Source organism: Paraburkholderia sp. NPDC080076 (genome assembly GCF_050281145.1).
In the GTDB taxonomy this organism is placed as follows: Bacteria; Pseudomonadota; Gammaproteobacteria; order Burkholderiales; family Burkholderiaceae; genus Paraburkholderia.
Genome location: NZ_JBNNWQ010000004.1, coordinates 389433 through 414660, shown reverse-complemented (window position 1 = coordinate 414660; position 25228 = coordinate 389433). Strand labels below are relative to the sequence as shown.

Below are 25228 nucleotides of genomic sequence, written 5' to 3'. Positions count from 1 at the left end.
TGCGCCATGACGCGCAGCGCGTGCACTCGTCGCAGCCGTCCACGCAGGCCGCACCGCCCTTTGTCGCCTTGCACGAATTCTTGCCGTTCGTGCACCATGGCGCCCTTAGTTGCCGGAGTTTCTCGGATGTCTGTCCCGACGCACGGCGCGCCTCGCGCGCCTTTCACCTCGCTTTCTCTGGCCCGGATCCTGACGGTATCCATGCTCGCCGCGTTCACCGGCGTCGTCGTCGCGCCCGTGCCCGCGCTGGCAAAAACGCCGCCGCCGAAGGCCGTGTTCGACGCATCGGCGGTGGCCGTGCCGGACCGCTACAGCGCGGACACGGCGCAGCAGATCTTCGCCGCCGGCGGCAACGCGGTGGATGCCGCCGTCGCCATCGCCTTCACGCTGGCCGTGACCGCGCCGGATGCGGGCAATCTCGGCGGCGGAGGCTTCATGACCGTGTTCATGGACGGCAAGCCGTACTTTCTCGACTATCGCGAGCGCGCTCCCCAACAGGCGACCCGCGAAATGTACCTCGACGACAAGGGCAACCTGCTGCCTGGCATGAGCGCCGTCGGGCATCGCGCAGTGGGCGTGCCGGGTACGGTCGAGGGGATGTGGGAGGCGCAGCAGCGGTTCGGCAAGCTGAAGTGGAAGCAGGTGCTGGCGCCCGCGATCCGCTACGCCACCGACGGCTTCCAGGTCGAGCCGTGGTTGCAGCAGCGCCACGACGCGGCGGCGAAGACCTTCGCCGGCAAGACCAATTTCGACGCCTACTTTTCGAATCTCAAGGCGGGCGTGACGTACCGCCAGCCGGAACTTGCGCAGACGCTGTCGCGCATTGCGAGCGACGGCGGGCGCGAGTTCTACGAGGGCCGCACTGCGGATCTGATCGCCCAGCAGATGTACGGCCACGGTCTGGTCACGAAACAGGATCTGATTCAATACAAGGCCGTGTGGCGCCAGCCGCTTACCGCCGACTGGAACGGCTATCAGATCGTGACCGCGCCGCCGCCGAGTTCGGGCGGCGTTGGGCTGATCCAGATGCTGAAGATGAAAGCCGATCTGAAGCAGGCGTTCGACGGCCTCGAGCTGAACTCCGTGCCGTATATCCATCTGATCGCGCAGATCGAGGACCGCGTGTTCGCTGATCGCCAGCAATACCTGGGCGATCCGGATGCGTACAAGGTGCCGACCGGCAAATTGATCGACGACGCCTACCTCGCGCAGCGCGCCGACGAAGTCAAGCCTGACGAAGTGCCGGGCGCGGCGCCGGTGAAGCCTGGCCTCGGCGACGCGGCCCCGGAGAAAGCGCAAACCACGCATTTCTCGGTGGTCGACAAGTGGGGTAATGCCGTGTCGAACACCTACACGTTGAACGGAGACTTCGGTTCAGGCGTGGTGGTGGACGGCGGCGGCTTCCTGCTGAACGACGCCATGGATGACTTCGTCACCAAGCCCGCTGCCGCAAGCGCGTCCGGTGCAAGCAGCGCCGAAGTGAACACGGTGGCGCCCGGACGTCGGCCGCTGTCGTCGATGACGCCGACCATTCTGCTGAAGGACAACAAGGTGTCGCTGGTGATCGGCACGCCCGGCGGCTCGCGCATTCTGACGTCGATTTTCCAGGTGATGACCGATCTGTACGACTTCAACATGTCGCCCGTCGACGCGCTCGCCGCCATGCGTTTCCACCATCAGTTGCTGCCGCAGAAGACGATCTATTTCGAGCCGTATCGTCCGATCACAGGTGAGCTGGCCGAGCAATTGCAAGCCAAGGGCTACACGCTCGAAGGGCAGTCGTTCAACGGCGACGTGCAGTTGATCCGCATCGAGGGCACGACGCCCGAGCCGGCGGCGGACCCACGCGGCGTGGGTGTGGGGCGCGTGATGCATTGACGCGGCCTGGCGGCGGCGCGAACAAAAACAATAAACTGCGAATAACGACCAACTACGGGGAACGCGATGAGCGGACAAAAACAACCTGACACGCTGGTGCTGCCAGGCTACCAGAACTCCGGCGCCGGCCACTGGCAGACACGCTGGGAAGCATTGAGCCCGGCATTTGTGCGCGTACAGATGCCGGATTGGGACCACCCTCAGCGCGACGCCTGGTGCCGCACGCTCGACGCCGCGGTGGCCGCCGCCGACGCGCCCGTGGTGTTCGCCGCGCACAGCCTCGGTTGCCTGACGACGGCTTTCTGGGCGTCGCAATACGCGAGCGCCGCGCAGCTAGCGAAGGTGGCGGGCGCACTGCTGGTCGCGCTGCCCGATCCCGCCGAGGCGCATTTTCCGCGGGACGCGACCGGTTTCGCACCGGTGCCGCTCAAGCGGCTGCCGTTTCCGACGATCGTCGTGGCCAGCAGCGATGATCCCTACGGCGGCGTGCCGTTTTCGAAGACCTGTGCGAACGCGTGGGGCAGCCGCTGGATCGACATCGGCCCGCGCGGCCATATCAACGCGGACAGCGGGCTCGGCGATTGGAACGAAGGGCGCGAGTGGCTGGAGTCGTTTGACGCGCCAAACTGTCGCTAAGTAACGCCCGCGCTGAACGCGCCCACCGCGCGCCCACCAGAATCAAATCACCGACTGCCCCCGCAACGCCGCAATCCTCGCTTCGTCATACCCGAGCACGTCGCGCAAAATGGTCTCGGTGTGTTCACCGAGCGTAGGCGGATGCGCAAGCGCTTCAGGCGGCGTGCCGGTCATATTGATCGGATTGCGCACCAGCTTGACCGTGCCGCCCGACGGATGGGGCAGATCCACCTGTAGCCCGCGCGCCACCACCTGCTCATTCTCGAACACCTCGCCAAGATCGTTGATGGGCCCACATGGCACACCAGTAGCTTCGAGGGTGGCGATCCATTGCTGCTTGCCCTGCAGGCGGACCATGTCCGCGAGAATCGGCACGAGGATCTCGCGGTTGCGCACACGCGCCGGGTTGGTGGCAAAACGTTCGTCGTCCGCCAGTTCGGGGCGGCCGCCCGCTTCGACGAACTTGCGGAACTGCCCGTCGTTGCCGACCGCGACGATGATCCAGCCATCGCTCGTCTGGAAGGTCTGGTACGGCACGATGTTCGGATGCGCATTGCCCCAGCGCACCGGCGGCTGGCCGCTTGCCAGGTAGTTCGAATTCATGTTGGCGAGCATCGCCACCTGGACGTCGAGCAGCGCCATGTCGATGTACTGGCCTTCGCCCGTCCGGTCACGGTGGGTGAGGGCGGTGAGCACAGCAATGGTCGAGTACATGCCGGTCATGAGGTCGGCAATCGCGACGCCGGCCTTCTGCGGGCCGCCGCCTGGCTGGCCGTCGCGTTCGCCGGTGATGCTCATGAAGCCGCCGATGCCTTGCACGATGAAATCGTAGCCGGCGCGCTGCGCATACGGCCCGGTCTGCCCGAAGCCGGTCACCGAGCAGTAGATGAGGTCGGGCTTCACTTCCTTAAGCGACGCGTAGTCCAGACCGTACTTCTTCAACTGGCCGACCTTGTAGTTCTCCAGCACCACGTCGCTCTGCGCGGCTAATTCACGGATGATCCGCTGGCCTTCGGGCGAGGCGATGTCGACGGTGACCGAGCGCTTGTTGCGGTTCGCCGCGAGATAATACGCGGCCTCGCGCGTGTCTTCGCCTTCCGGCGTCTTGAGGTACGGCGGCCCCCAGTGGCGGGTGTCGTCGCCGACTTCGGGGCGTTCGATCTTGATCACGTCGGCGCCGAAATCGGCGAGAGTCTGCGCGCACCAGGGTCCGGCGAGCACGCGTGTGAGATCCAGCACGCGGATATGACTGAGAGCGCCCATATTGGTCAATGTCTCCTTTGTGGCCAAGCGGCGCGCAAGGCGCCGCGAATGGGGGCAATCTTAAGCGATTCCCGCGCGCAGGCGCAGTCGGCCGAACGGCATAGGACGAATGACACGCGCCACAAAGTCCCGCGATGTCCTACGTTGCCCGCTCAAACCTGGCCGAACGGCCAACCATGCAGGCCGCGCTGCCGCGCACGGGCGCCGATCCCGTATAATCAGTCGTTTAAGAAACAAACAGTTGGCGCATCCCACGATGCCGCCGGTAACAGCCAGGGAACTGGCAAACCCGTCCCCCGCCCGCTATGAAAGCCGCCGAAATCCGCGAGAAATTCCTCAAGTTCTTCGAATCGAAGGGCCATACGATCGTTCGCTCGTCGAGCCTTGTGCCCGGCAACGACCCGACACTGCTCTTCACCAATTCGGGAATGGTGCAGTTCAAAGATGTGTTCCTCGGCGCGGAATCGCGCCCGTATTCGCGCGCCACGACCGCGCAGCGCAGCGTGCGCGCCGGCGGCAAGCACAACGACCTGGAAAACGTCGGCTACACCGCGCGTCACCACACGTTCTTCGAAATGCTGGGCAACTTCTCGTTCGGCGACTACTTCAAGCGCGACGCGATCCACTACGCGTGGGAACTGCTGACGGGCGTGTACCAGTTGCCGAAAGACAAGCTGTGGGTCACCGTCTATCACGAAGACGACGAAGCGCACGACATCTGGGCGAAGGAAGTGGGCGTGCCGGTCGAGCGCATCATCCGCATCGGCGACAACAAGGGCGCGCGTTACGCGTCGGACAACTTCTGGCAAATGGCCGACGTCGGTCCGTGCGGCCCGTGCTCGGAAATTTTCTACGACCACGGCCCGGACGTGTGGGGTGGCCCGCCGGGATCGCCCGAGGAAGACGGCGACCGCTACATCGAGATCTGGAATCTCGTGTTCATGCAATTCAGCCGCGACGCGCAAGGCAACATGACGCCGCTGCCCAAGCAGTGCGTCGACACCGGCATGGGTCTGGAGCGCATCGCCGCCGTGCTGCAGCACGTGCACAGCAACTATGAGATCGACCTGTTCCAGGCGCTCATCCAGGCCGCCGCGCGCGAAACCGGCGTGAGCGATCTGACCAATAATTCGCTGAAGGTGATCGCCGACCACATCCGCGCGTGCTCGTTCCTGATCGTCGACGGCGTGATTCCGGGCAACGAGGGCCGCGGCTATGTGCTGCGCCGGATCGTGCGCCGTGCGATCCGCCACGGCTACAAGCTGGGCAAGAAGGGTTCGTTCTTCCATCGCATGGTGGCGGACCTCGTCGCGCAGATGGGCGGCGCGTACCCGGAACTGAAGGAAGCCGAACAGCGCGTGACCGACGTGCTGCGTCAGGAAGAAGAGCGCTTCTTCGAGACCATCGAGCACGGCATGTCGATTCTCGAGGGCGCGCTGGCCGACCTCGAAGCCAAGGGCGGCAAGACGCTCGACGGCGAACTCGCATTCAAGCTGCACGACACGTACGGCTTCCCGCTCGATCTGACGGCGGACGTGTGCCGCGAGCGCGAAGTGACGGTCGACGAAGCCGCCTTCGACGAAGCCATGGCGCGTCAACGCGAGCAGGCTCGCGCGGCGGGCAAGTTCAAGATGGCGCAAGGCCTCGAATACTCGGGCGCGAAAACCACGTTCCACGGTTACGAAGAAATCGTCTTCGACGACGCGAAGGTCGTCGCGTTGTATGTGGACGGCGCCTCGGTGCAGCAAGTGAGCCACGGCCAGCAGGCTGTCGTCGTGCTGGACCACACGCCGTTCTACGCGGAATCGGGCGGCCAGGTCGGCGACCAGGGCGTGCTGGCCAACGCGAGCGTGCGCTTCGCGGTGAGCGATACGCTGAAGGTGCAGGCCGACGTGGTCGGTCATCACGGCACGCTCGAGCAGGGCACGCTGAAGGTCGGCGACGTGGTCAAGGCGGAAATCGACGCGGTGCGCCGCGCCCGCACGCAACGCAACCACTCGGCCACGCACCTGATGCACAAGGCGCTGCGTGAAGTGCTCGGTTCGCACGTGCAGCAGAAGGGCTCGCTCGTCGACGCCGACAAGACCCGTTTCGACTTCGCGCACAACGCGCCGATGACGGACGAGCAGATCCGCCGTGTCGAGGAAATCGTCAACGCCGAGGTGCTGGCGAACGCGCCGGGCATCGTGCGCGTCATGCCGTTCGACGAAGCGGTGAAAGGCGGCGCGATGGCGCTGTTCGGCGAAAAATACGGCGACGAAGTGCGCGTGCTCGACCTGGGCTTCTCGCGTGAATTGTGCGGCGGCACGCACGTGCATCGCACCGGCGACATCGGCTTCTTCAAGATCGTCATGGAAGGCGGCGTGGCGGCGGGCATCCGTCGCGTGGAAGCGATCACGGGCGACAACGCCGTGCGCTTCGTGCAGGATCTCGACGCGCGCATCAACGCGGCCGCGGCTGTGTTGAAGGCGCAACCGTCGGAACTGACGCAGCGGATCACGCAGGTACAGGACCAGGTGAAGTCGCTGGAGAAGGAACTGAGCGCGCTGAAGTCGAAGATGGCGTCGAGCCAGGGCGACGAACTGGCGGGTCAGGCGATCGAAGTCGGCGGCGTGCATGTGCTGGCCGCTACGCTCGAAGGCGCGGACGTCAAGACGCTGCGCGAAACCGTCGACAAGCTGAAGGACAAGCTGAAGAGCGCGGCGATCGTGCTGGCCTCCGTCGAAGGCGGCAAGGTGAGCCTGATCGCCGGCGTCACGGCGGACGCCAGCAAGAAAGTCAAGGCGGGCGAGCTTGTCAACTTCGTGGCGCAGCAAGTCGGCGGTAAGGGCGGCGGCCGTCCGGATATGGCGCAGGCTGGCGGCACCGAGCCGGCGAATCTGCCGGCGGCACTGGCCGGCGTGAAGGGTTGGGTCGAAGGCCAGCTTTGATTCTGATGTGATTGGGCCACGCGGAGCGTCGGGAGGTTGGGCGTGTCGCGTGGCCTAAGTTTTTTGAGCGTCTGGCGGAAGCGCAGCAACCGTGCTGTCAACAACCGTGCAGTCAAAAAATCAGGACGCCCCTTCCGCAGCAGTCACAGTCTCGGGCAAGCTCACCGCATCCTGCCGCATCACCAGCGCCTGTTTCAACGCATTCAGTGCGGACGAAAAGTGCCCGCGTCGCCACACCAGCAGTGTCTCGATCACTCCGATGTCGGGCAGCTCATGCACCGCGATATTGCTGGCATCGGTCTGCAAATTCAGCACCGACCGCGGGGCCACCGCCACCCCTGCGCCAGCGGCCACGCATGCCACGATCGCGTGGTAGGAGCCCAGCTCCAGCACGCGCGCCGGCCTCACGCCGTGCTCCAGATACCACTTCTCGATATAGGACCGGTAAGCACAGCCACGCTCGAACGCAATCAGCGTCGACAGTGCGATGTCCCGGACGTCGCGAATCGGCCGATGCCCGCGCGGCGTCAGCATCACCAGTTCTTCCCTGAACACCGACACCGACTCGAATAATTCGCCGAGCGCAGCCGGGTCCAACGGCGTCGCCACCAACGCGGCATCCACTTCGAATTCACGCACCCGCTCGATCAGCTTGCCGGTCGTGCCGATCTCGAGTTCCAGCGCGACGGCGGGCCACTGCTGGTGATAACGCGCGAGCAGCGCGGGTAGACGCGTCGCGGCGACACTTTCCATGGTGCCCAAACGCAGCCGCCCGCTCGGACGGTCCTCGCGCACCGCATGACGCGCCTCGTCGGCGAGCGCGAGCAGGCGTTCGGCGTAGGGCAGCAGCGTCTCGCCGGCGGGCGTCAGCACCAGGCGGCGGCCGTCGCGGATGAACAGGTCGGTGCCCAGTTGCTCTTCGAGCTGCTTGATGCGCGTGGTGACGTTCGATTGCACGCGATTGAGCTTGGCAGCGGCGCGCGTCACGCCGTTTTCCCGCACGACGGCACGAAAAATGGTCAAAGCGGCCAGATCCATGATTCTCTCTAGGCGATGGGTGGTATCCGAATTATTCATTTTTCGTGATTGAAAGGTCAAGCTACTATGGACGTAAGCCATCTGATCGATTGACCGCACGTATCGTCGCCTGCTCATGAACAATCTCGCCTCCACCACGCACGGCAGCTTCGCCGGACGCCACCCCGCCCGCCGCGCGGCGCTTGCCTGCATGGTCACGCTGGCCGTCGCGCTCGGTATCGGGCGATTTGCATTCACGCCGCTCTTGCCGCTGATGCTTCACGGCGACGCGTTCGGTCAGCCGCAGCTCGATATTCAGCATGGCAGCTGGCTGGCGTCGTTCAATTACGCGGGGTATTTCCTCGGCGCGGTCACGTGCGCGGCGCTGCGGATCGAGCCGGCGCGCATGGTGCGTTGGGGGCTCGTCGCGACGGTGCTGCTGACGCTGACGATGGGTGTGGCGAGCCAGTTCTGGATATGGGCGGTGGTGCGGTTCATCGCGGGCGCGGTCAGCGCCTGGACGTTCGTATTCGCGTCCCAGTGGGGCTTGCGGCGGCTCGCCGAGCTCGGTGCGCATGGATGGGGCGGGGTGATCTACACGGGGCCGGGCATGGGCATCGTCGGTACGGGCCTGCTGGTCAGCGTGGCGGGCGGGTATGGGGCCACGGTGGGGTGGCTCGGGTTCGGGTTGATTGCGGCGGCTCTGTCGGTTGTGGTTTGGCCGGTGTTTGGCGCGGCGTCCGGCAGTGGAGAAATAAATCTGCGCGCTCGCATGGTTGGTTCTGGTCGTGGTGATCAGACGAGTGTTGGCGCGATGAGCCAACGTGACACCGGTGAATTCGGCGCGACGGAACGCGCCGCAGGTCAAAGCGCAGCAACCCAAGCCACACCAATCCAAGGCCCCGCCGCCCAACCCACCACGACCAGCACCGCCCACCACGCCACCCACCACCACGCCGACGCCCTCTGGCTCATCCTTCTCTACGGCGTCCCCGGTTTTGGCTACATCATCACTGCGACCTTCCTGCCCGTCATCGCGCGTCACGCATTGCCTGGCTCTGCATGGCCCGACCTGTTCTGGCCGATGTTCGGCGCGGCGCTGATCGTCGGCGCACTGCTGGCTGCGCGTTTGCCGGTGCATTGGGACAACCGCACGCTGCTTGCCGGCTGCTATGTGCTGCAGGCGTGCGGCATCGCCCTCGGTATCGTCTGGCCGACGGCGGGCGGCTTCTCATTCGGCAGCATCCTGATCGGCTTGCCGTTCACCGCGATCACGCTGTTCGCGATGCGCGAGGCGCGGCGTCTGCGCGGCGACGACGCTGCCGGTCTGATGGGCTACGCGACGGCGGCCTATGGCGTCGGTCAGATCATCGGCCCACTCGTCGCCGCGCCGATCGCCGAGCAGACCGGATCGTTTTCGCCGGCCTTGTGGCTGGCCGCGGGCGCGTTGCTGCTGGGCGCGGCCGGGCTGATCGTCGTCGCGCGCATGCCGCGTGGCCGGGGCCGCATGCCCGAATGCGGCTGCCATTGAAAGCGCGTGGATGCAGGCGTCCCAGTCAATCCCATAGCCGGAAAACAAATAACCGAAGGGCGCACTAAAATGACCGCTTTCCCGTCATCCCAGCGCGCCCATCGCCGGACGCGCCGCCAGCCATGCAACATTTCGCGTCCGACAACTACGCCGGCATCTGTCCCGAAGCGCTCGACGCGCTGATCGCCGCCAACAACAGCGGCCACGAGCCGGCCTACGGCGACGATTCCTGGACCAACCAGGTGTGCGACCGTCTGCGCGAACTGTTCCAGACCGACTGCGAAGTGTTCTTCGTGTTCAACGGCACGGCGGCCAATTCGCTGGCGCTCGCGTCGCTGTGCCAGTCGTATCACTCGGTGATTTGCCACGAACTCGCGCACATCGAAACCGACGAATGCGGCGGCCCGGAGTTCTTCTCGAACGGTTCGAAGCTGCTGACGGCGCCGGGCATTGGCGGCAAGCTCACGCCGGACGCGATCGAAGCGGTGGTCACGCGCCGCGCCGACATCCATTACCCGAAGCCGAAAGTCGTCACGCTGACCCAATCGACGGAAGTCGGCACGGTCTACAGCGTCGAGGAAGTGCGGGCGATCGCGGCGATCGCCAAACGGCGTCATCTGAAAGTGCATATGGACGGCGCGCGTTTCGCCAATGCGGTCGCCGCGCTGGACGTGCATCCGTCGGAGATCACGTGGCGCGCGGGCGTCGACGTGCTGTGCTTCGGAGGCACCAAGAACGGCTTGCCGGTCGGTGAAGCGGTGGTGTTCTTCGACCGCGCGCTCGCCGACGATTTCGCCTACCGTCTGAAGCAGGCCGGCCAACTGGCTTCGAAGATGCGCTTCATTTCAGCACCGTGGCTCGGCCTGCTCGATAACGACGTGTGGTTGCGCAACGCGCGTCACGCGAACGCGATGGCGCAACTGTTGCAAACGCGGTTGCAGGAAATTCCGGGCGTGAGCATCATGTTTCCCGGAGAGTCGAACGCGGTCTTCGCGCAATTGCCCGCGCAAGCCGCCAAGGCCATGCGCGCGCGCGGCTGGAAGTTTTACGAATTCATCGGCGCGGGCGGATGCCGGCTGATGTGCGCGTGGGATACGCAACCGGAAACGGTCGAGCGGTTCGCCGCCGAGGTGCGCGAGTTGTGCGCGGCGTGAGGCCGTGTTGGACCGGAGGCGCTGAAGTGCCGGGCCATGAGCGCGTCGAGATCGCGCGCTAACCTGAGCGCCAACCCGAGCACCGGCCTGAACGCGACCCTGCGCACCATTGGGCGCGCCGACTAAAACGGCACCGCAAACCAAGCGTCACACCCATAAGCTGCAAGCCATCACACAAGACAAACGGAACGTCACCTTCGCCATGACCGAATACCGATTTTGCCCACGTTGCGCCACGCCTTTGACCCAGCGCGCCGACGCCGAACACGAAGGCGGCCGCATCCGCCAGACCTGTCCCGATCCGGCGTGCGGCTACGTCCACTGGAACAACCCGCTGCCGGTGGTGGCGGCGATCGTCGAGTACGAAGGCAAGATTCTGCTGGCGCGCAATGCCGCCTGGGCCGAGGGCATGTTCGCGCTGATCACGGGCTTCCTCGAAAACGGCGAGACGCCGGAAGAGGGCATTGCCCGCGAGGTGCTCGAGGAAACCTCGTTGCACGCGGAGACGGTCGAGTTGATCGGCGTGTACGAATTCATTCGCAAGAACGAACTGATCATTGCGTATCACGTGAAGGCTTACGGAACGATTGCGTTGTCGCCGGAATTGCTGGAGTACCGGCTGGTCGAGCCGGCCAGGTTGCGCCCATGGCGCGCGGGCACCGGCCAGGCGCTCGGCGAATGGATGCGGCGGCGCGGCCTGCCGTTCGAGTTCGTCGAAAGACCGGGGCAGTGAGCCAGCCGACAAACACGTCGATGAGCGGTGCGATGAACCCACGCTCAGCGAGGAGCGCGGCATGGCTTATATTTCCTGTCCGACCGTGCGCCGGTAGCAAAGGCGCTCGTGCCGCATGCTGACCAAGTGGCATTGACCAAAACAACCGGCCACACAACGTTCACGATAACGCCCGAGACAACCACGCCCGAGACAACCACACCCGAGACAACCACACCCGAGACAACCACACCAGCATGAACAAACCCGCATCCGCCTTGCGCAGCGCGTACCCGCATTTCCTGACGATCCCCACCCGCTGGATGGACAACGACGTCTACGGTCACGTGAACAACGTCGTCTACTACAGCTACTTCGACACCGTGGTGAACGAGTATCTGATCCGCGCCGGCGTGCTCGATTTCGAGCAGGGCGAGACGATCGGTCTCGTGGTCGAGACGCAATGCAACTACTTCGCGCCGCTGGTGTTTCCCGACCGGATCGACGCGGGTCTGCGCGTCATACGGCTCGGAACGTCGAGCGTGCGCTATCAGGTCGGTCTCTTCAAGGAAGGCGAGGATCAACCCGCCGCGCAAGGGCACTTCGTGCATGTGTATGTGAATCGTGTCACAAGGCGCCCGGTGAATCTGCCCGCCGCATTGCGCGCGGCGCTCGAACCGTTGAGCGTCGCAGAACAGCCGGACTAGGCGCGTGCAGTCGTTCGTCATCAACCTGCTGAACGGCATCAGCTACGGCCTGCTGCTGTTCATGCTGTCGGCGGGCTTGACGCTGATTTTCAGCATGCTCGGGGTGCTGAATTTCGCGCACGCGAGCTTCTACATGCTCGGCGCTTACGTCGGGTTTTCGGTGGCGGCGCGCGCGGGGTTCTGGAGCGCGCTGGTCGTGGCGCCGCTTGTCGTCGGACTGATCGGTGCGGCCCTGGAACGGTGGCTGTTGCGGCGCGTGCGTGGGCACGGCCATCTTGCCGAGTTGCTGCTGACGTTCGGCGCCGCGTATCTGCTCGGCGAACTGGTCAAGCTCGGGTGGGGCTTGAACCCGCTGTCCGCGACCGTGCCCGCCGTGCTCGACGCGCCGCTCTTCACCGTCTACGGCGCGGCGTTCGCACGCTACCGCGCGTTCATGATGGCGGTGTCGCTCGCCATGCTGGGCGTGCTGTTCGCGGTGTTGCGCGTGTCGAAGGCGGGCCTGATCGTGCGCGCCGCGCTGACGCACGCGAGCGCCGTCGAAGCGCTCGGCCACAACGTGCCGCGCGTGTTCACCGGCGTATTCGCGGCGGGCACGGCGCTCGCCGCGCTGGCCGGCGTGATCGGCGCGCCGCTCTTCGTGATCGAACCGGGGATGGCGGAGTCGCTCGGCTCGATCGTGTTCGTGGTGGTCGTGATCGGCGGACTGGGTTCGCTGAGCGGAGCGCTGGTGGCGTCGTTGCTGGTCGGTTGCGTGCAGACGCTGGCCGTGGCGAGCAGCGTGTCGTTGGGCGACGTGCTGTCGATATTCGACGCCACGCTCCCCGTCGAATGGGACGCGTTGACGCTCGCGCAACTCGCGCCGCTGATTCCGTATCTGCTGCTGGTGGCGATGCTGGCGCTGCGCCCGCGCGGGCTTTTCGGGCGGCGCGACGACCATGCGTGAGGCCGACGAATCGCCAGCGCCGTCCGTGACCGCGCCGCGCGCGCTGTGGCGCATGCTTGCGCCGTGGCTTGCGCTCATTCTGTTGCTCGCGGTGCCGCCTTTCATCTGGCCGCAAAGCTGGTTGCTCGCCTACCTCGCGCAGACCGCGACGATGATCGTGTTCGCCCTTTCATACAACCTGCTGCTCGGCGAGACGGGACTGCTGTCGTTCGGCCATGCCGCTTACTCCGGCCTCGGCGCGCTGCTGGCCGCGCAGGTGTTCAACCGGATCGGCGTACCGCTCGTGCCGCTGCCGCTGGTCGGCGGGATCGGCGGCGCGCTGTGCGGCGTGCTGTTCGGTTTCATCTCGACGCGGCGCGCCGGCACGGCCTTCGCGATGATTACGCTCGGTCTCGGCGAACTCGTGGCGGCCGCCGCGTGGACGCTGCCGGACTGGTTCGGCGGCGAGGCAGGCGTGGCGATCGATCGCGCGAGCGGACCGTTGCTGGGAAGCTGGAACTTCGGCCCGGCGCGCGAGGCTTATGCGCTGATCGCCGTGTGGTGCCTGCTCGCGTGCGCGGCGATGTTCGCGCTTTCGCGTACGCCATTCATGCGCCTTGCCAACGCCGTACGCGACAACCCGGTGCGGGCTGCGGCGATCGGCTGCTATCCGCGTCGCATTCGCTATGGCGTAGTGGTGATGTCGGCGTTTTTCGCGGGTATCGCGGGGACGTTGGCGCTGATCAATGTGGAACTGGTGTCGACGGAGAGCGTTGGCATGATGCGCTCGGGTGCGGTGTTGATCGCCACGGTGATTGGCGGGACGGCGGCGTTCTTCGGGCCGGTCGCGGGCGCGGTCGTTCTGACGTTTTTCAGCGTCGCGGTGGCGAGCGCGACGCGGGCCTGGCTGTTCTATCTGGGGCTGTTCTTCATCGTGGTCGTGGTGATTTCGCCAGATGGATTGGCGGGCTTCATGGGGCGTTTTACGGCGCGTGTGGCCGCGCACGGCTGGCGCCGGTGCCGCGCGGCGTACGTGTGGGGCATGGCTGCCGCATTGTTGTGGACTGTGGCCGCTGTGCTCGCCGTGCAATGGGCCTACGCGGCGCAATTCGGTGCGGACGACGGCGCGGTCTTCAACGTGCCCGGCGTGCCCTTATGGATCAACGCGTCTCCGCTTTACTTCGGCTCCACAATCTTTGTGTTGGCCGCGTTGGGAGGACTCTCCGCGCATTACGCGATTCGCGCGCAAACGCTTCTTGCAGCCATGCGCTCGAACGCCACGCATGCCACCGGAGCCTCGCGATGATCCCCGCGCTCGCGCTCTACGGCATCGAAAAACGCTTCGGCGCCACGCAGATTCTGCGCGGCGTCGATCTTGCGATTCAACCCGGCGAGCGTCACGCACTGATCGGTCCGAACGGCGCGGGCAAATCGACGCTCTTCAATCTGATCGCTGGCGGCGCGCGGCCGAACGCGGGGCGCATCGATCTGTTCGGCGCGGAGATCACGCGCCTCGCGCCGGCCGCGATCACGCGTCGCGGCCTCGCGCGCAGCTTCCAGAGCACCAGCGTGTTCACGCGGCTCTCCGTGTTCGACAACCTCCGCTGTGCGGCGATGCTGGCCGAGCGTGACCGCACGCGCTGGTGGCAGCGTTTCAGCGGCTCGCGTACGGTCGACGCGCGCGCCTCACAAGTGCTCGACGCGGTGGGCTTGAGCGCGCGTCGCCACGTTCAGGCCGGCACGCTCAGCTATACCGAGCAGCGCGCGCTCGACCTCGGCATCGCGCTCGCGGGCGGCGCGCATACCTTGCTGCTCGACGAGCCGACGGCCGGCATGAATCGCGCGGAAGCGGCGCGCGCCATCGAACTGATTCGCGAGACCACGGCGGGCCGCACGCTGCTAATGGTCGAGCACGACATGGACGCGGTCTTCGCGATCGCCGATCGCATTTCAGTGCTCGTGCAAGGACGCATCATCGCGAGCGGCACGCCGGCGGCGATTCGTGCGGACGCGGCGGTGCGCGCCGCGTATCTCGGCGAGGGGTTCGGCTCATGAGCGCCTTGCTCGAGATTCGCGCGCTGAACGCGTGGTACGGCGCGAGCCAGGCGCTGCACGGCGTCACGCTGAGCATCCACGCGGGCGAAGTGCTGGCACTGGTCGGCCGTAACGGTTCGGGCCGCTCCACGCTCGCGCGCGCGATCATGGGTCTCGTACGGAGCGAAGGCGAGTTGCGTTTCGCGGGCCGCGCGCTCGGTGGCCTGCGCACCTTCGAGATCGCGCGCCTCGGCCTCGGCTATGTGCCCGAGCATCGCGACGTTTTTCCGACGCTGAGCGTGCACGAGAATCTGCAACTCGGTGTCGCGCCACAGGATCGCGGCCGCGCGCCGCGCTTCACCATCGACGATGCGTACGCGCTTTTCCCCGTGCTGAGCGAACGGAAGCCCACGCGCGCGGGTGCGCTGTCGGGCGGCGAGCAGCAGATGTTGACGCTTGCCCGCGCGCTGCTCGGCGACCCCGATCTGCTCGTCATCGACGAACCCGGCGAGGGTCTCGCGAGTCTGGTGATGGAGCAGGTCGCCCGATGCTTGCGGACGCTGCGCGATCGCGGCGTGGCGATGCTGCTGATCGAGCAGCGTCTGGTGATCGCGCAGGACATCGCCAGCCGCGTCGCGGTGATGGGGCACGGCGAAATCGTGTTCGACGGTGCGCTCGCGTCGTTCTTGCAGCGGACCGACGTGATGTGTGAATGGCTCGGCGTCGGTTGAGCCTACGCGCGGTGCTCTATTGAGGTGCGACGTGGCGGCCTGGTGATCGATTTGCTGTCGAGGTAAATCCCTCACGCGTCGGCAGAGTCGCGTGCCCCGCGCTCTGTGCCCAGATCGCGCCAATCATGGCGTTTGAATCTCATTTGTCGACACGCCGCTCACGCCCCGCGCACGCGGCTTTCCACTCACTTGCCGCAGCGAAGAGCTTCGTCTGGATCGAGCCCGGCGACGTGAAGATGTTCAACTCGCTGGCGACGAATACGCGCACGTTCATCAGGGACAGTTCGAACCCCGGCGTGATGAAGTTCGATCTGTACGGCTATCGCAAGGACGTGGCGAAGGGAACGGTGAAGATGGGCGAGGACGGCGGCCTCGATCTGGCCGTTAGACAGTAGCCTGCGCGGTGCATTTGGAAAGCGCCGCGCAGGCTGCAAGATCAAGCGTCCTTATTGATGATCCACTCGTGCGCCGGATCATTGCGGAAATGCCAGACTCGTTGCCCACCCGCCATCACGTTCAGATAATACGAGTCATACCCGTACGGCACGATCACGGGATGATAGCCGCGCGGCACCATGACCACGTCGTGATTCTCGACGGCCATCGATTCGTCGATGTCGCGCATATCGGTGTACACGCGCTGAAACGCAAACCCTTGCGGCGGATCGAGCCGGTGATAGTAAGTCTCTTCAAGCGAACTCTCGTGCGGGACATTGTCGGTGTCGTGCTTGTGCGGCGGGTAGCTCGAAGCGTGTCCACCAGGCGTCCTGACTTCCACCACCAACAGTGACTCCGCAGGCTCGGTCTGAGGAAGAATATCGCAGACGTACCGCGTATTCAGTCCTTTGCCGCGGGTCGAGCGCTTCATTGAACCAGGCTCGATCAACCTCGCCGGGAATTCGCCTTTGGCCGGTGCACTCGCCACGCCGATTTCGGCGTCGCGGCAAGCGCGAACCGTCACCCGCACGTTCGGCGGCAAATACACCGCGTACGGTGCGGCGTCCTCGAACACGCTGTCGCGCGAACCCAGCGAACTCCATTTAGTGTCCGCGGTTTCGATATCCACCGTACCCGTGAGCACGACGATGCACACTTCACGCGACGGTTCGAACACGTGCACGACCTCGTTCTCACCCAGCCGGTAAGCGGCAAAACCGACGTACCGCCAGCACGCCGACGCGGGTGTCACTCGCGCGATCGTCTGGCCTTCGCGCTGCGCCTTTACCAATAAACTCATGCTGCCTCCTGCTCAGAGCCGCCGGCGGCGCCCAGCGGCGCATCGACCAGCGTGCGTAATGTCCTGAAGCCTTTCTGCGCATATTCGAACGACGGCGCCACGACCGGATCCTGTTCCGCTTCCACCACCAGCCAGCCGCAATAACCGTGCCGCTTCAAGCGCTCGATGATCGCGGGGAAATTCACCGCGCCGTCGCCCGGCACCGTGAAGGCGCCGGCGATGACCGCGTCGAGAAAACTCCAGTTTCGGTTGCGCGCGAGCCTCATCACGGCGGGGCGCACGTCCTTGCAATGCACGTGGCAAACGCGCCCGATATGTTTGTCGAGCACGGCCAATGGATCGCCGCCGGCAAACGTGATATGTCCCGCGTCGAACAGCAGGCCGACGGCGTCGCTGGTGCGTGCCATCAGTTGATCGACATCGGCTGGCGTCTCGACATAAGCGCCCATGTGATGATGATAGGCGAGCCGCACGCCACGGCTTAACGTATAACGCGCGAATTCGTCGACGCGCGCCGCGTACTCGGCCCATTGTGCATCGCTGAAAAAACGTGGACGTTGGTAAAGCGGTTGCGACGCGCCCTGAATCGAATCGGCGACCTCGCCATACACCATCGCCGTCGCGCCGTTTTGCGCGAGCAGCTCGAGATGCGGACCGACGGAGGCGATTTCCTCTTCCACGCTGCGTCGCGCGAGGCGTCCGGAATACCAGCCGGAGACCAGCGCGAGATCGTATTGCGCGAGCAGCGTCTTCAATGCCTGGGGTTCGCGCGGAAACTTGTTGCCGAGTTCGAAGCCTTGATAGCCGATCGCGCGGCCTTCCGTCAGCGCCACCTCGAGTGGCGTCTCGCCGCCGAGCGAAGGCAGATCGTCGTTCATCCACGAGAGCGGATTGATGCCGATACGTACGTCGAAAGCAGTCATGCGGGCGTCCTCATTCGTTGTCGGTGGGGCCGGTGTTTTGCGCGGAACTCGCCGGCTCCGCGCGGGCCGCGAGTTGTGTTTCGTATTTCGCACGCGCGTCGCGCACAGCGGGGCGCGCCGACACTTCCGGCACCGCCACTTCCCACCACCAGCCGCCGTCGTCAGTGGTGCGGGCCGGATCGGTGTCGATGCTGATGACATAGGTACGATCCGCCGCGCGGGCGCGTTCCATTGCGGCTTCGAATTCGGCGATATTCGCCGCGTGTTCGGCTTGCGCGCCGAGGGCACGCGCATGCGCGGCGAAATCGATCTTCGGTGCGCCGAGCGGTCCTTGCACGCAATTTTCGAGCAGGTTGTTGAATGGCGCGCCGCCACAGGCCTGCTGTAAGCGGTTGATGCAGCCATAGCCGTGATTGTCGAGCACCACGACGATCAGCTTCGCGCCGATCATCACCGAGGTGGCGATCTCGCTGTTCATCATCAGGTAACTGCCGTCGCCGACCATCACGATCACTTCACGCGCGGGGCGGGCGAGCTTCACGCCGAGTCCGCCGGCAATCTCGTAGCCCATGCACGAATAGCCGTACTCGACGTGATACGCACCCGGCTTGCCGGCGCGCCACAGCTTGTGCAATTCGGCGGGCAGCGTGCCGGCCGCGCAGACGACGATATCGTTCGCAGGCGAACTGGCGCTCGAACGTTGCACGGCGCCGATCACATCGCCCTCGTAGGGCAGCACGGTGTCGCGCTGCGGCGCATGCGTGAGCGTGCTCACCGTATCGCGCCAGCTCGCCGCGAGTTTGTGCGCGCGCGCGGTCCATGTGCGGTCCGCATGCCAGCCTTGCAGCGGTTCGGCGAGCGCGTCGAGCGCAAGACGCGCGTCGGCTTCGACTACCTGCGCGCGATGCTTGAGGCCGTCGAACGCATTGGCGTTGATCGCGATCACATCGGCCTGCGTGAACAAGGTGTTCGAGCCAGTGGTGAAGTCCTGCAAGCGGGTGCCGATGGCGAGCACGCAATCGGCGTCGTGCGCGAGCGCGTTCGCGGCGGGCGAGCCGGTCACGCCGAGCGCACCCGCGTTCAGCGGATCGTTCCAGGCAAGCGCGCCTTTGCCGGCCTGCGTTTCCGCGACCGGAATGCCGTGCGTGGTCGAGAAACGGTGCAGCGCATCGGTGGCGCGGCCGTATAGCACACCGCCGCCCGCGACGATCAACGGCCGCTTCGCATGCCGCAGACGCGCAACCGCGGCCTCGATTTCATCGACGCGCGGCGCGGGCGAATAAAACGTGACGACGCGCGGCTTGAAGAAATCGACGGGGAAATCCCACGCCTGCGCCTGCACGTCTTGCGGCAACGCGAGCGTGACGGGTCCGCACAAGGCGGCGTCGGTCAGCACCCGCACGGCGCGCGGCAGTGCGTTCAGCAACTGCGCCGGATGCACGATGCGGTCGAAGTAGCGCGACACCGGCTTGAACGCGTCGTTGGCGGACACGCCGCCGTCGTGGAAGTCTTCGACCTGCTGCAACACCGGGTCCGGTGCGCGCGAGACGAAGATGTCGCCGGGCAGCAGCAGCACCGGCAAACGGTTCACGTGGGCGAGCGCCGCCGCGGTTAGGAGGTTGGTGGCGCCCGGTCCGATCGACGTCGTGACGGCCATCATGCGGCGGCGGAAATGCGCCTTCGCATAGGCGATCGCGCTATGCGCCATCGCCTGTTCGTTGTGGGCGCGCAGCGTCGGCAGTTCGTCGCGGTGCTGATACAGCGCCTCGCCGATCCCCGCCACGTTGCCGTGACCGAAGATGGCGAACACGCCGCCGAATAGCGGCTCGGTGCCCTGGCCGTCCTCGGTCGCGACGCGTTGCGCGGCGAGATAGCGGACCAGCGCCTGTGCGGTCGTCAGGCGCACCGTGCCGCCCGAGCCGGCGCGAGCGTGGCTGGCGTCGTTGGCGGACGCCGCGTCGTGATGCAATACGCGCTGATTCATGCGGCTTGCTCCTGATGGACATGGTTCGGCGCGCTGGCCTGCGCGGCACTTGCGCCACGTGTTGCGCGCCACGAAGCGATCAGCGTTTCGAAGGTGCGGCGCACGCGCGCGATCAGTTCGTCGTCGCCGATTTCTCCGGCGAGCCACGCATGGCTCGGCTCGTGGAAGATCGTGCGCCCGACCGTGAAGCCGCGGCACGTCGCCGATTGCGCCGCCGCGCGGAAGCCTTCGTCCAGTTGCTCGACGGCCGCCGACAAACCGAGCAGCACCACGCCCCGGCAATACGGATCGCGCTCGGCGATCAGCGCGTCGACGTTGCGCCATTGCGCGGCGTCCATCGGTTCGAGCTTCCACCACTCGGGATAGATGCCGATGTTGTACAGGCGCTTCAACGCGCGATACACCGTGTCCGGCGCCTGCGGCAGATGCGCGTGTTTCGGCGGAATCACTTCGAGCAGCAATTCGTGGCCGCTTGCTTGCGTCGCGTCATAGAGCGCGCGCAGCTGCGCTTCCTGTTCGAGACGCTGCTCGATGGGTTCGTCGGGATGGAACTGTACGAGGCACTTGACGATATGCTCCTGCGGCCACGGGATCAGCGTGGTCCCGATCGAACGGCCATGATCGAACACGAGCGGCACCGAGCCCGGCAGTTCCACTGGCCGGCCGATCCACCAGCCGCGCCCGGTGGCCGCGTTCAGCGCGTCCTGTCCGTAACGGTCGTCGATCAGCACGCCGATGCGGTTGTGCAAACCCAACGCGCTTTCAGTCTGCGCGACGGCTTCGACGAACAAGCCCTTCAGGCGCGCAATGCGCGCTTCGTCGGCGCCGGTTTGCTGCGCGAGTTCGAAGAACTGGTTGCGGTGGTCGAACGCGAAGCCGAGTACTTCGTCCCATTGTTTGCGGGCCGGCGAGACACGATGCAGCCGTGCGAGCGTCGCGTCGCGATCGGGGCGGCGCATGCGCTGCGGATCGGCTTTCGCTTCGCGCAGGAAGTAGTCGAGTTCGGCGGGCGTCGGCATGGCCGGCGCGCAGCCGTGCCGTGAGACAACCAGCGCGCCGCTCGCGTTCGCGGCGCGCGCGCACGCTTCGAGCGGCTGATCGCGCAGCCAGCCGGAGAGAAAGCCCGAGGCGAACGCGTCGCCTGCGCCGAGCACGTTCAGCACTTCGACTTCCACGCCGCCGTGAATCGGCACGTCGTCGAGCGAGGCTGGCACCTGGCCGTCGATGATCTGGCAGCCGAGCGGTCCGCGTTTGAGCACCAGCGTGGCCGGTGTGACGGCGCGTACCATCGCGAGCGCGTCGACCAGTTCGGTCTTGCCGCCGGCAATGCGGAATTCCTCTTCGGTGCCGATCACCAGATCGATCAGCGGCAGAATGCGCTGCAAATGCGCGGTGACGCCTTCGCTCGCGACGAAGCGCGTTTCGCCGTCCGCTTTGCCGGTAAGACCCCACAACACCGGGCGATAGTCGATATCGAGCACCGTGCGCACCTGGTTGCGGCGCGCGTAATCCAGCGCACGGCGGCTCGTACGGTTCACCTGTTCGGTGGAAAAGTGCGTGCCGGTGATCAGCAGCGCTTTCGACGACGCAATGAAGGCCTCGTCGAAATCCGCTTCATCGACCGCCATGTCGGCGCAGTTCTCGCGATAGAAGATCAGCGGGAAAGTATCGCGGTCTTTCAGGCCGAGCAGCACGAGCGCGGTCAGACGTTCCTGATCGATGCGCACGTGGCTGACGTCGCAGCCTTCTCTGGTGAGCGTCTCGGTGAGAAAGCGGCCCATATGATCGTTGCCGACGCGCGCCAGCATCGACGACGCGAGGCCGAGCCGCGCACAGCCGAACGCGATATTCGCCGACGACCCGCCGAGATACTTCGCGAAGCTCGACACGTCTTCGAGCCGCGCGCCGACTTGCTGCGCGTACAGATCGACGGCGAGGCGGCCGAGGCAGACGATGTCGCGGCTGCGGCCCGGCGCAAAACGGCTGCCGCTCGCCGGCGCCGAAGCGGTCGGGGTCCCGCTGGATGTGCTGGAGTGATTCATGAAGTTTCCTGAATAGCTGGGCGCGTCGGCCGGCGCGGCTGCGCCGAACCGTCGCGCGAATGAATCAGATCGTCGCGCCTTCGAGTTCGCCGATCATCTTCTGCATCTCGGCGCCGCCGGCCATCATGTCGAGCACCTCGTCCTTGCTGATGGTTTCCTTGGTGAACGTGCCGAGCGATTTGCCGCGATTGAGTACCGTGAACGAATCGCCGATCGGATACGCGTGGTGCACGTTGTGCGTGATGAAGATCACCGAGATGCCCTTGGCGCGCGCCTTGTGAATCAGCTTCAGTACATTGAAGCTTTGCTTTACGCCGAGCGCGGCGGTCGGCTCGTCGAGAATCAGCACGCGCGCGCCGAAGTGAATCGCCCGCGCGATCGCCAGACACTGTTTCTCGCCGCCGGACATGGTGCCGATCGGCTGATGCGCGTCGCGCACGTTGATGCCCATTTCGGCAAGCTTGTCGCGCGCGGTGGTGGCGCTGGTTTCGAGGTCCATCACGCTCAGGAAGCCGAACAGTTTCTTTTGCGGCTCGCGTCCCATGAAGAAATTGCGCGCCACCGAGAGCAGCGGCACCAGCGCGAGATCCTGATACACAGTGGCGATGCCGAGATCGAGCGCGTCTTTCGGCGATTCGAACAGCACCGGTTTGCCATCCACCAGATACTGGCCGGAAGAGGGCTGATGCACGCCTGCGAGGGTCTTGATCAACGTCGACTTGCCTGCGCCGTTGTCGCCGAGCAGGCAGTGCACTTCGCCGCGTTTCAGACGTAAGGTCACGCCGCTTAGCGCGATCACTTTGCCGAAATATTTGTTGACGTTCTCGAGAGCGAGGATCACGTCTTCCTGCGGGGCGCTCGCGTTGGTGTTCGAGCCGTCGACGCCATTCGCTGCGGTATTCGTATCGGACATGGTCGTCTCCTCGTTACGATTGCGCGACGCGGCGGCGCACATAGTGATTGAACAGCACGGCGATCAGCAGCATCACGCCGAGGAACACGCGGAACCAGTCGGAACTGACGTTGGTGTAGGTAATGCCGATCTGCACGACACCGAAGATCAACGCGCCGAAGCACGCGCCGACCACCGAGCCGTAGCCACCCGTCAGCAAGGTGCCGCCGATCACCGCGGCGATGATCGCTTCGAATTCCTTCTGCAGACCGCGGTCGGCCGCGGCTGAGCCGATGTCGCACACTTGCAGCACCGCGAAGAGGCACGAGCAGAACGCAGTCAGCACGAACAGCGAAATCTTCACGCGACGCACCGGCACGCCGACGTTCTTGGCCGCGTTGGCGTCGCCACCGACGGCGAGAATCCAGTTGCCCGCCCGCGTCTTTGCCAGCACGAACGCGCAGACTGCGGCGAGTCCGAGCCACCACACAATCACTTTGGGAATGCCTGGCACGAGCGCGTGCCCGTTATCGAGCATGGTGCCGATGCCATGGCGGGCGAGCATCGTGAACAGACCGTTCAGCGCGACGCCGTGAAACAGCGTATCCGCGAGCCAGTCCTGCTGCGCAAGGTCGCCGACGCCGGAGACGATCGTGCGGTCCGCGAACATGATCGAGAGCGCGAGCGTGAGGCCGCGCAAGATGAACAGAAACGCGAGCGTGACGATGAACGAAGGCAGGCGCGTTCGCATCACCAGATAGCCGTTCAGCGCGCCTAGCAGCATGGAGCCGGCGAACGCGAAGAGGATCGCGAGCGAAATCGGCCAGTGAAAATACACCGAGGGGATCGCGACCATCATGCCCGCGAAACCGATCATCGAACCGATGGACAGATCGAACTCGCCGGCGATCATCAGCAGGCAGGCGCCCACGGCGAGAATGCCGAGATACGCCGAGACCTGCGACCAGTTCATCACGCCGTCGAGATTGAACATGCCGGAGTTGCCGGCCGTCAGCGCGAAAACGAGAAACACCAGTACCGCGCCGGAAATCGCGGCGAACTCGGGGCGGTTCAGCACATGGCCGAACCTGGATTCCTTGCGCAGCCGTTCATCCGAATCGGGCACCGAGGGCGCTGCCTCGCCGGAATTCGTCTTGACGTGCGGTGGGAAGTGTTTGCCGGCTACACCCATGATGTCTCCTTGGAGCCCGGCCGTGTGCGACTCGCACGCGAGGATGCGTGGCGAGAACAACAGCCGGTGAAATGCGCGGTGGCGGCGGGCGGCCCGCCTGTATCGAAGCGGTGCCCGCCGTGCGCGTGACTAACTAGCGTAAAGAATCAGCGGTACTGACCTGCGTACTTGATAACCTTGTCGAGGTTTTCCTTGGTGATGAAACCCGGGCCCGAGCGAATGTTCTTCGGCCCATAGGACGGTGCGAGGCCATAGGTTGCGAGCCGTTCCTTGAACTTCGGATTGGCTTCGAGAATCTGGCGGATCTTCGCGGGGTCGGTGGTGTGCTCTTTCTTCACGATCGCCAGCACCGCCACGGGGATGTAGCCCTGCAGGTACGGCTGCTGGTCGATGGCGAACTGGATCGTGCCGTTCTGGATCGCCTTGGCGATGTCGTCGGAGAAGTCGAACGTGCAGAAGTAGATCTTGCCCGCCAGACCCATTTGCGTGACCGCTTTCAGCGTGGCCGAAGCCGGGGTCGGTCCGAGCGTCAGGATCGCACCGGTGTTCGGGTGGTTGCGCAAATACGCGCTGACCTTCGATTGAATCTCGGTCGGATCCTGGCCGGAGTCGATAGTGGAAGCCTTGTAGTCGACGCCGAGCGCTTCGGCGAAACCACGGCAACGATCGAACGACACCGTGTTGGTGGCGATGTGGTTCACGCACAGGAACGACTTCACGCCCGCGGCCTTGGCCTTCTCGCCGGCCGCTCTGCCCGCGACGTATTCGGGTTGACCCACATGCATGATCGCGCCGAGCTGCGCGCTCTGTTCCTCCGTGCCCGAATTGATCGTGACGAGCGGAATCTTCTTCGCGGTCACCTTGTTGATCGAGCTTTTCAGCACGTCGAAATCGGCGATGGTGACGATCACGCCGTCGTAGTTGCGCGCGGCCGCCTGCTCGATCAGACGCGACATGTCGGCGATGTCGCCGTTCGGCGGATTGCGGTAGTCGGTCTCGACGTTGAAGTCCTCGTCGGCCTGTTTGATGGCGTTCTTGATGGTGTTCCACCACGAATCCGAATCCGGCGCGTGGCTAATCAGCACGAAGTGAGCGTCAGCCGCGCGGGCGGCCGAGGCCGCGCCGAATCCCGTCGCCAACGTCAGTGCCGTCACCAGAATCCTGAGCGTAGCCTTGCCCTTGCAAAGTCTCATTGTCTCCACCTTTCTCGGTATGTCGTTTTTGAAGGGAGCGTCTGGCCAACCCGGGTGTTGCCACCAAAGCACCATCGCTCACGACCAAGATTAGGCGATCTTCCAAGTCGTTGCAATGAAAATTTCATTACAAATAAAAATAGAAAATACGTTCCATTTGACAGGGCGCCTGCCTATAATCGGCAGCGTCAGGAGGCCGTGCGGCGGGCGTTCGGAGCGTCTGCGGCACTGCAATAAAGCACCCGAGAGA

General features: G+C 65.1%; 20 protein-coding genes and 1 pseudogene. 12 read left to right on the top strand and 9 right to left on the bottom strand.

Annotated elements, in window-relative coordinates; translation table 11 throughout:
• The first annotated feature begins 126 nt into the window (after positions 1-126).
• Positions 127-1878, top strand: a complete 1752-nt coding sequence (gene ggt, locus ACQKRQ_RS18855; protein ID WP_427478722.1) for a gamma-glutamyltransferase — start codon at positions 127-129, stop codon at positions 1876-1878.
• Positions 1879-1944: 66 nt separating this feature from the next.
• Positions 1945-2514, top strand: coding sequence for an RBBP9/YdeN family alpha/beta hydrolase (locus ACQKRQ_RS18850; protein WP_427478720.1), 570 nt, complete (start codon positions 1945-1947; stop codon positions 2512-2514).
• A 42-nt stretch (positions 2515-2556) separates the two neighbouring features.
• Here the strand turns inward: ACQKRQ_RS18850 and ACQKRQ_RS18845 are convergent, their stop codons facing one another.
• Complete coding sequence (locus ACQKRQ_RS18845; protein ID WP_408180639.1) at positions 2557-3777, bottom strand: CaiB/BaiF CoA transferase family protein; 1221 nt, start codon at positions 3775-3777, stop codon at positions 2557-2559.
• Between the two features lie 305 nt (positions 3778-4082).
• Here ACQKRQ_RS18845 and alaS point away from each other — a divergent pair, with 305 nt between their 5' ends.
• Positions 4083-6707 (top strand): alanine--tRNA ligase, encoded by a 2625-nt coding sequence (gene alaS, locus ACQKRQ_RS18840; RefSeq protein ID WP_408291122.1) that lies wholly within the window; start codon positions 4083-4085, stop codon positions 6705-6707.
• Between the two features lie 120 nt (positions 6708-6827).
• Here the strand turns inward: alaS and ACQKRQ_RS18835 are convergent, their stop codons facing one another.
• The gene (locus tag ACQKRQ_RS18835; RefSeq protein WP_132373654.1) at positions 6828-7745 is read right to left on the bottom strand and encodes a LysR family transcriptional regulator; all 918 of its coding nucleotides are present in this window, start codon (positions 7743-7745) and stop codon (positions 6828-6830) included.
• Positions 7746-7860: 115 nt separating this feature from the next.
• Between ACQKRQ_RS18835 and ACQKRQ_RS18830 the strand changes: the two genes are divergently transcribed.
• The 9 genes and pseudogenes from ACQKRQ_RS18830 to ACQKRQ_RS18790 all read left to right on the top strand — a co-directional run.
• Positions 7861-9255 carry a YbfB/YjiJ family MFS transporter gene (locus ACQKRQ_RS18830; protein ID WP_427478718.1) on the top strand — a complete coding sequence of 465 codons (1395 nt, stop codon included), beginning with the start codon at positions 7861-7863 and terminating at the stop codon, positions 9253-9255.
• Between the two features lie 122 nt (positions 9256-9377).
• A complete protein-coding gene (locus tag ACQKRQ_RS18825) occupies positions 9378-10409 on the top strand; it encodes a threonine aldolase family protein (protein ID WP_012433803.1) in 1032 nt (343 codons plus the stop codon).
• 202 nt (positions 10410-10611) lie between these two features.
• Complete coding sequence (locus ACQKRQ_RS18820; protein ID WP_132373657.1) at positions 10612-11142, top strand: NUDIX domain-containing protein; 531 nt, start codon at positions 10612-10614, stop codon at positions 11140-11142.
• Between the two features lie 236 nt (positions 11143-11378).
• Positions 11379-11828 (top strand): acyl-CoA thioesterase, encoded by a 450-nt coding sequence (locus ACQKRQ_RS18815; protein ID WP_427478716.1) that lies wholly within the window; start codon positions 11379-11381, stop codon positions 11826-11828.
• 4 nt (positions 11829-11832) lie between these two features.
• Complete coding sequence (locus ACQKRQ_RS18810; protein ID WP_427478714.1) at positions 11833-12771, top strand: branched-chain amino acid ABC transporter permease; 939 nt, start codon at positions 11833-11835, stop codon at positions 12769-12771.
• On the top strand, positions 12764-14056 hold the full coding sequence (locus tag ACQKRQ_RS18805; protein ID WP_427478712.1) for a branched-chain amino acid ABC transporter permease: 1293 nt from the start codon (positions 12764-12766) through the stop codon (positions 14054-14056). Before ACQKRQ_RS18810 ends, ACQKRQ_RS18805 begins: the two co-directional genes overlap by 8 nt.
• Positions 14053-14805, top strand: coding sequence for an ABC transporter ATP-binding protein (locus tag ACQKRQ_RS18800; protein WP_427478710.1), 753 nt, complete (start codon positions 14053-14055; stop codon positions 14803-14805). Before ACQKRQ_RS18805 ends, ACQKRQ_RS18800 begins: the two co-directional genes overlap by 4 nt.
• Complete coding sequence (locus tag ACQKRQ_RS18795) at positions 14802-15515, top strand: ABC transporter ATP-binding protein (protein WP_427478708.1); 714 nt, start codon at positions 14802-14804, stop codon at positions 15513-15515. The genes ACQKRQ_RS18800 and ACQKRQ_RS18795 overlap by 4 nt, the downstream gene beginning before the upstream one ends.
• A gap of 191 nt (positions 15516-15706) precedes the next feature.
• Positions 15707-15910 (top strand): annotated as a pseudogene (locus tag ACQKRQ_RS18790) (hypothetical protein); the annotation flags it as partial.
• Positions 15911-15951: 41 nt separating this feature from the next.
• Here the strand turns inward: ACQKRQ_RS18790 and iolB are convergent.
• The 7 genes from iolB to ACQKRQ_RS18755 all read right to left on the bottom strand — a co-directional run bounded on the left by iolB (position 15952) and on the right by ACQKRQ_RS18755 (position 24978).
• Positions 15952-16752 carry a 5-deoxy-glucuronate isomerase gene (gene iolB / locus ACQKRQ_RS18785; RefSeq protein ID WP_427478707.1) on the bottom strand — a complete coding sequence of 267 codons (801 nt, stop codon included), beginning with the start codon at positions 16750-16752 and terminating at the stop codon, positions 15952-15954.
• On the bottom strand, positions 16749-17675 hold the full coding sequence (iolE, locus tag ACQKRQ_RS18780; protein ID WP_427478705.1) for a myo-inosose-2 dehydratase: 927 nt from the start codon (positions 17673-17675) through the stop codon (positions 16749-16751). The genes iolB and iolE overlap by 4 nt, the downstream gene beginning before the upstream one ends.
• A gap of 10 nt (positions 17676-17685) precedes the next feature.
• Positions 17686-19659 (bottom strand): 3D-(3,5/4)-trihydroxycyclohexane-1,2-dione acylhydrolase (decyclizing), encoded by a 1974-nt coding sequence (iolD, locus tag ACQKRQ_RS18775; protein ID WP_427478704.1) that lies wholly within the window; start codon positions 19657-19659, stop codon positions 17686-17688.
• Positions 19656-21701, bottom strand: coding sequence for a bifunctional 5-dehydro-2-deoxygluconokinase/5-dehydro-2-deoxyphosphogluconate aldolase (locus ACQKRQ_RS18770; RefSeq protein WP_427478702.1), 2046 nt, complete (start codon positions 21699-21701; stop codon positions 19656-19658). Before ACQKRQ_RS18770 ends, iolD begins: the two co-directional genes overlap by 4 nt.
• 64 nt (positions 21702-21765) lie before the next feature.
• The gene (locus ACQKRQ_RS18765; protein ID WP_243658100.1) at positions 21766-22614 is read right to left on the bottom strand and encodes an ATP-binding cassette domain-containing protein; all 849 of its coding nucleotides are present in this window, start codon (positions 22612-22614) and stop codon (positions 21766-21768) included.
• Positions 22615-22627: 13 nt separating this feature from the next.
• The gene (locus ACQKRQ_RS18760; RefSeq protein ID WP_427478700.1) at positions 22628-23785 is read right to left on the bottom strand and encodes an ABC transporter permease; all 1158 of its coding nucleotides are present in this window, start codon (positions 23783-23785) and stop codon (positions 22628-22630) included.
• 146 nt (positions 23786-23931) lie between these two features.
• Positions 23932-24978 carry a sugar ABC transporter substrate-binding protein gene (locus ACQKRQ_RS18755; RefSeq protein WP_116117844.1) on the bottom strand — a complete coding sequence of 349 codons (1047 nt, stop codon included), beginning with the start codon at positions 24976-24978 and terminating at the stop codon, positions 23932-23934.
• Positions 24979-25228 lie beyond the last annotated feature (250 nt).

Bases quoted from the DNA above. Each gene is read 5' to 3' on its own strand.
- ACQKRQ_RS18765 (WP_243658100.1), bottom strand. From the start codon at position 22,614: ATGTCCGATACGAATACCGCAGCGAATGGCGTCGACGGCTCGAACACC.
- ACQKRQ_RS18795 (WP_427478708.1), top strand. From the start codon at position 14,802: ATGAGCGCCTTGCTCGAGATTCGCGCGCTGAACGCGTGGTACGGCGCG.
- iolE (WP_427478705.1), bottom strand. From the start codon at position 17,675: ATGACTGCTTTCGACGTACGTATCGGCATCAATCCGCTCTCGTGGATG.
- alaS (WP_408291122.1), top strand. From the start codon at position 4,083: ATGAAAGCCGCCGAAATCCGCGAGAAATTCCTCAAGTTCTTCGAATCG.
- ggt (WP_427478722.1), top strand. From the start codon at position 127: ATGTCTGTCCCGACGCACGGCGCGCCTCGCGCGCCTTTCACCTCGCTT.
- ACQKRQ_RS18805 (WP_427478712.1), top strand. From the start codon at position 12,764: ATGCGTGAGGCCGACGAATCGCCAGCGCCGTCCGTGACCGCGCCGCGC.
- ACQKRQ_RS18815 (WP_427478716.1), top strand. From the start codon at position 11,379: ATGAACAAACCCGCATCCGCCTTGCGCAGCGCGTACCCGCATTTCCTG.
- ACQKRQ_RS18760 (WP_427478700.1), bottom strand. From the start codon at position 23,785: ATGGGTGTAGCCGGCAAACACTTCCCACCGCACGTCAAGACGAATTCC.
- iolB (WP_427478707.1), bottom strand. From the start codon at position 16,752: ATGAGTTTATTGGTAAAGGCGCAGCGCGAAGGCCAGACGATCGCGCGA.
- ACQKRQ_RS18770 (WP_427478702.1), bottom strand. From the start codon at position 21,701: ATGAATCACTCCAGCACATCCAGCGGGACCCCGACCGCTTCGGCGCCG.
- ACQKRQ_RS18845 (WP_408180639.1), bottom strand. From the start codon at position 3,777: ATGGGCGCTCTCAGTCATATCCGCGTGCTGGATCTCACACGCGTGCTC.
- ACQKRQ_RS18850 (WP_427478720.1), top strand. From the start codon at position 1,945: ATGAGCGGACAAAAACAACCTGACACGCTGGTGCTGCCAGGCTACCAG.
- ACQKRQ_RS18830 (WP_427478718.1), top strand. From the start codon at position 7,861: ATGAACAATCTCGCCTCCACCACGCACGGCAGCTTCGCCGGACGCCAC.
- ACQKRQ_RS18800 (WP_427478710.1), top strand. From the start codon at position 14,053: ATGATCCCCGCGCTCGCGCTCTACGGCATCGAAAAACGCTTCGGCGCC.
- iolD (WP_427478704.1), bottom strand. From the start codon at position 19,659: ATGAATCAGCGCGTATTGCATCACGACGCGGCGTCCGCCAACGACGCC.
- ACQKRQ_RS18835 (WP_132373654.1), bottom strand. From the start codon at position 7,745: ATGGATCTGGCCGCTTTGACCATTTTTCGTGCCGTCGTGCGGGAAAAC.
- ACQKRQ_RS18820 (WP_132373657.1), top strand. From the start codon at position 10,612: ATGACCGAATACCGATTTTGCCCACGTTGCGCCACGCCTTTGACCCAG.
- ACQKRQ_RS18755 (WP_116117844.1), bottom strand. From the start codon at position 24,978: ATGAGACTTTGCAAGGGCAAGGCTACGCTCAGGATTCTGGTGACGGCA.
- ACQKRQ_RS18825 (WP_012433803.1), top strand. From the start codon at position 9,378: ATGCAACATTTCGCGTCCGACAACTACGCCGGCATCTGTCCCGAAGCG.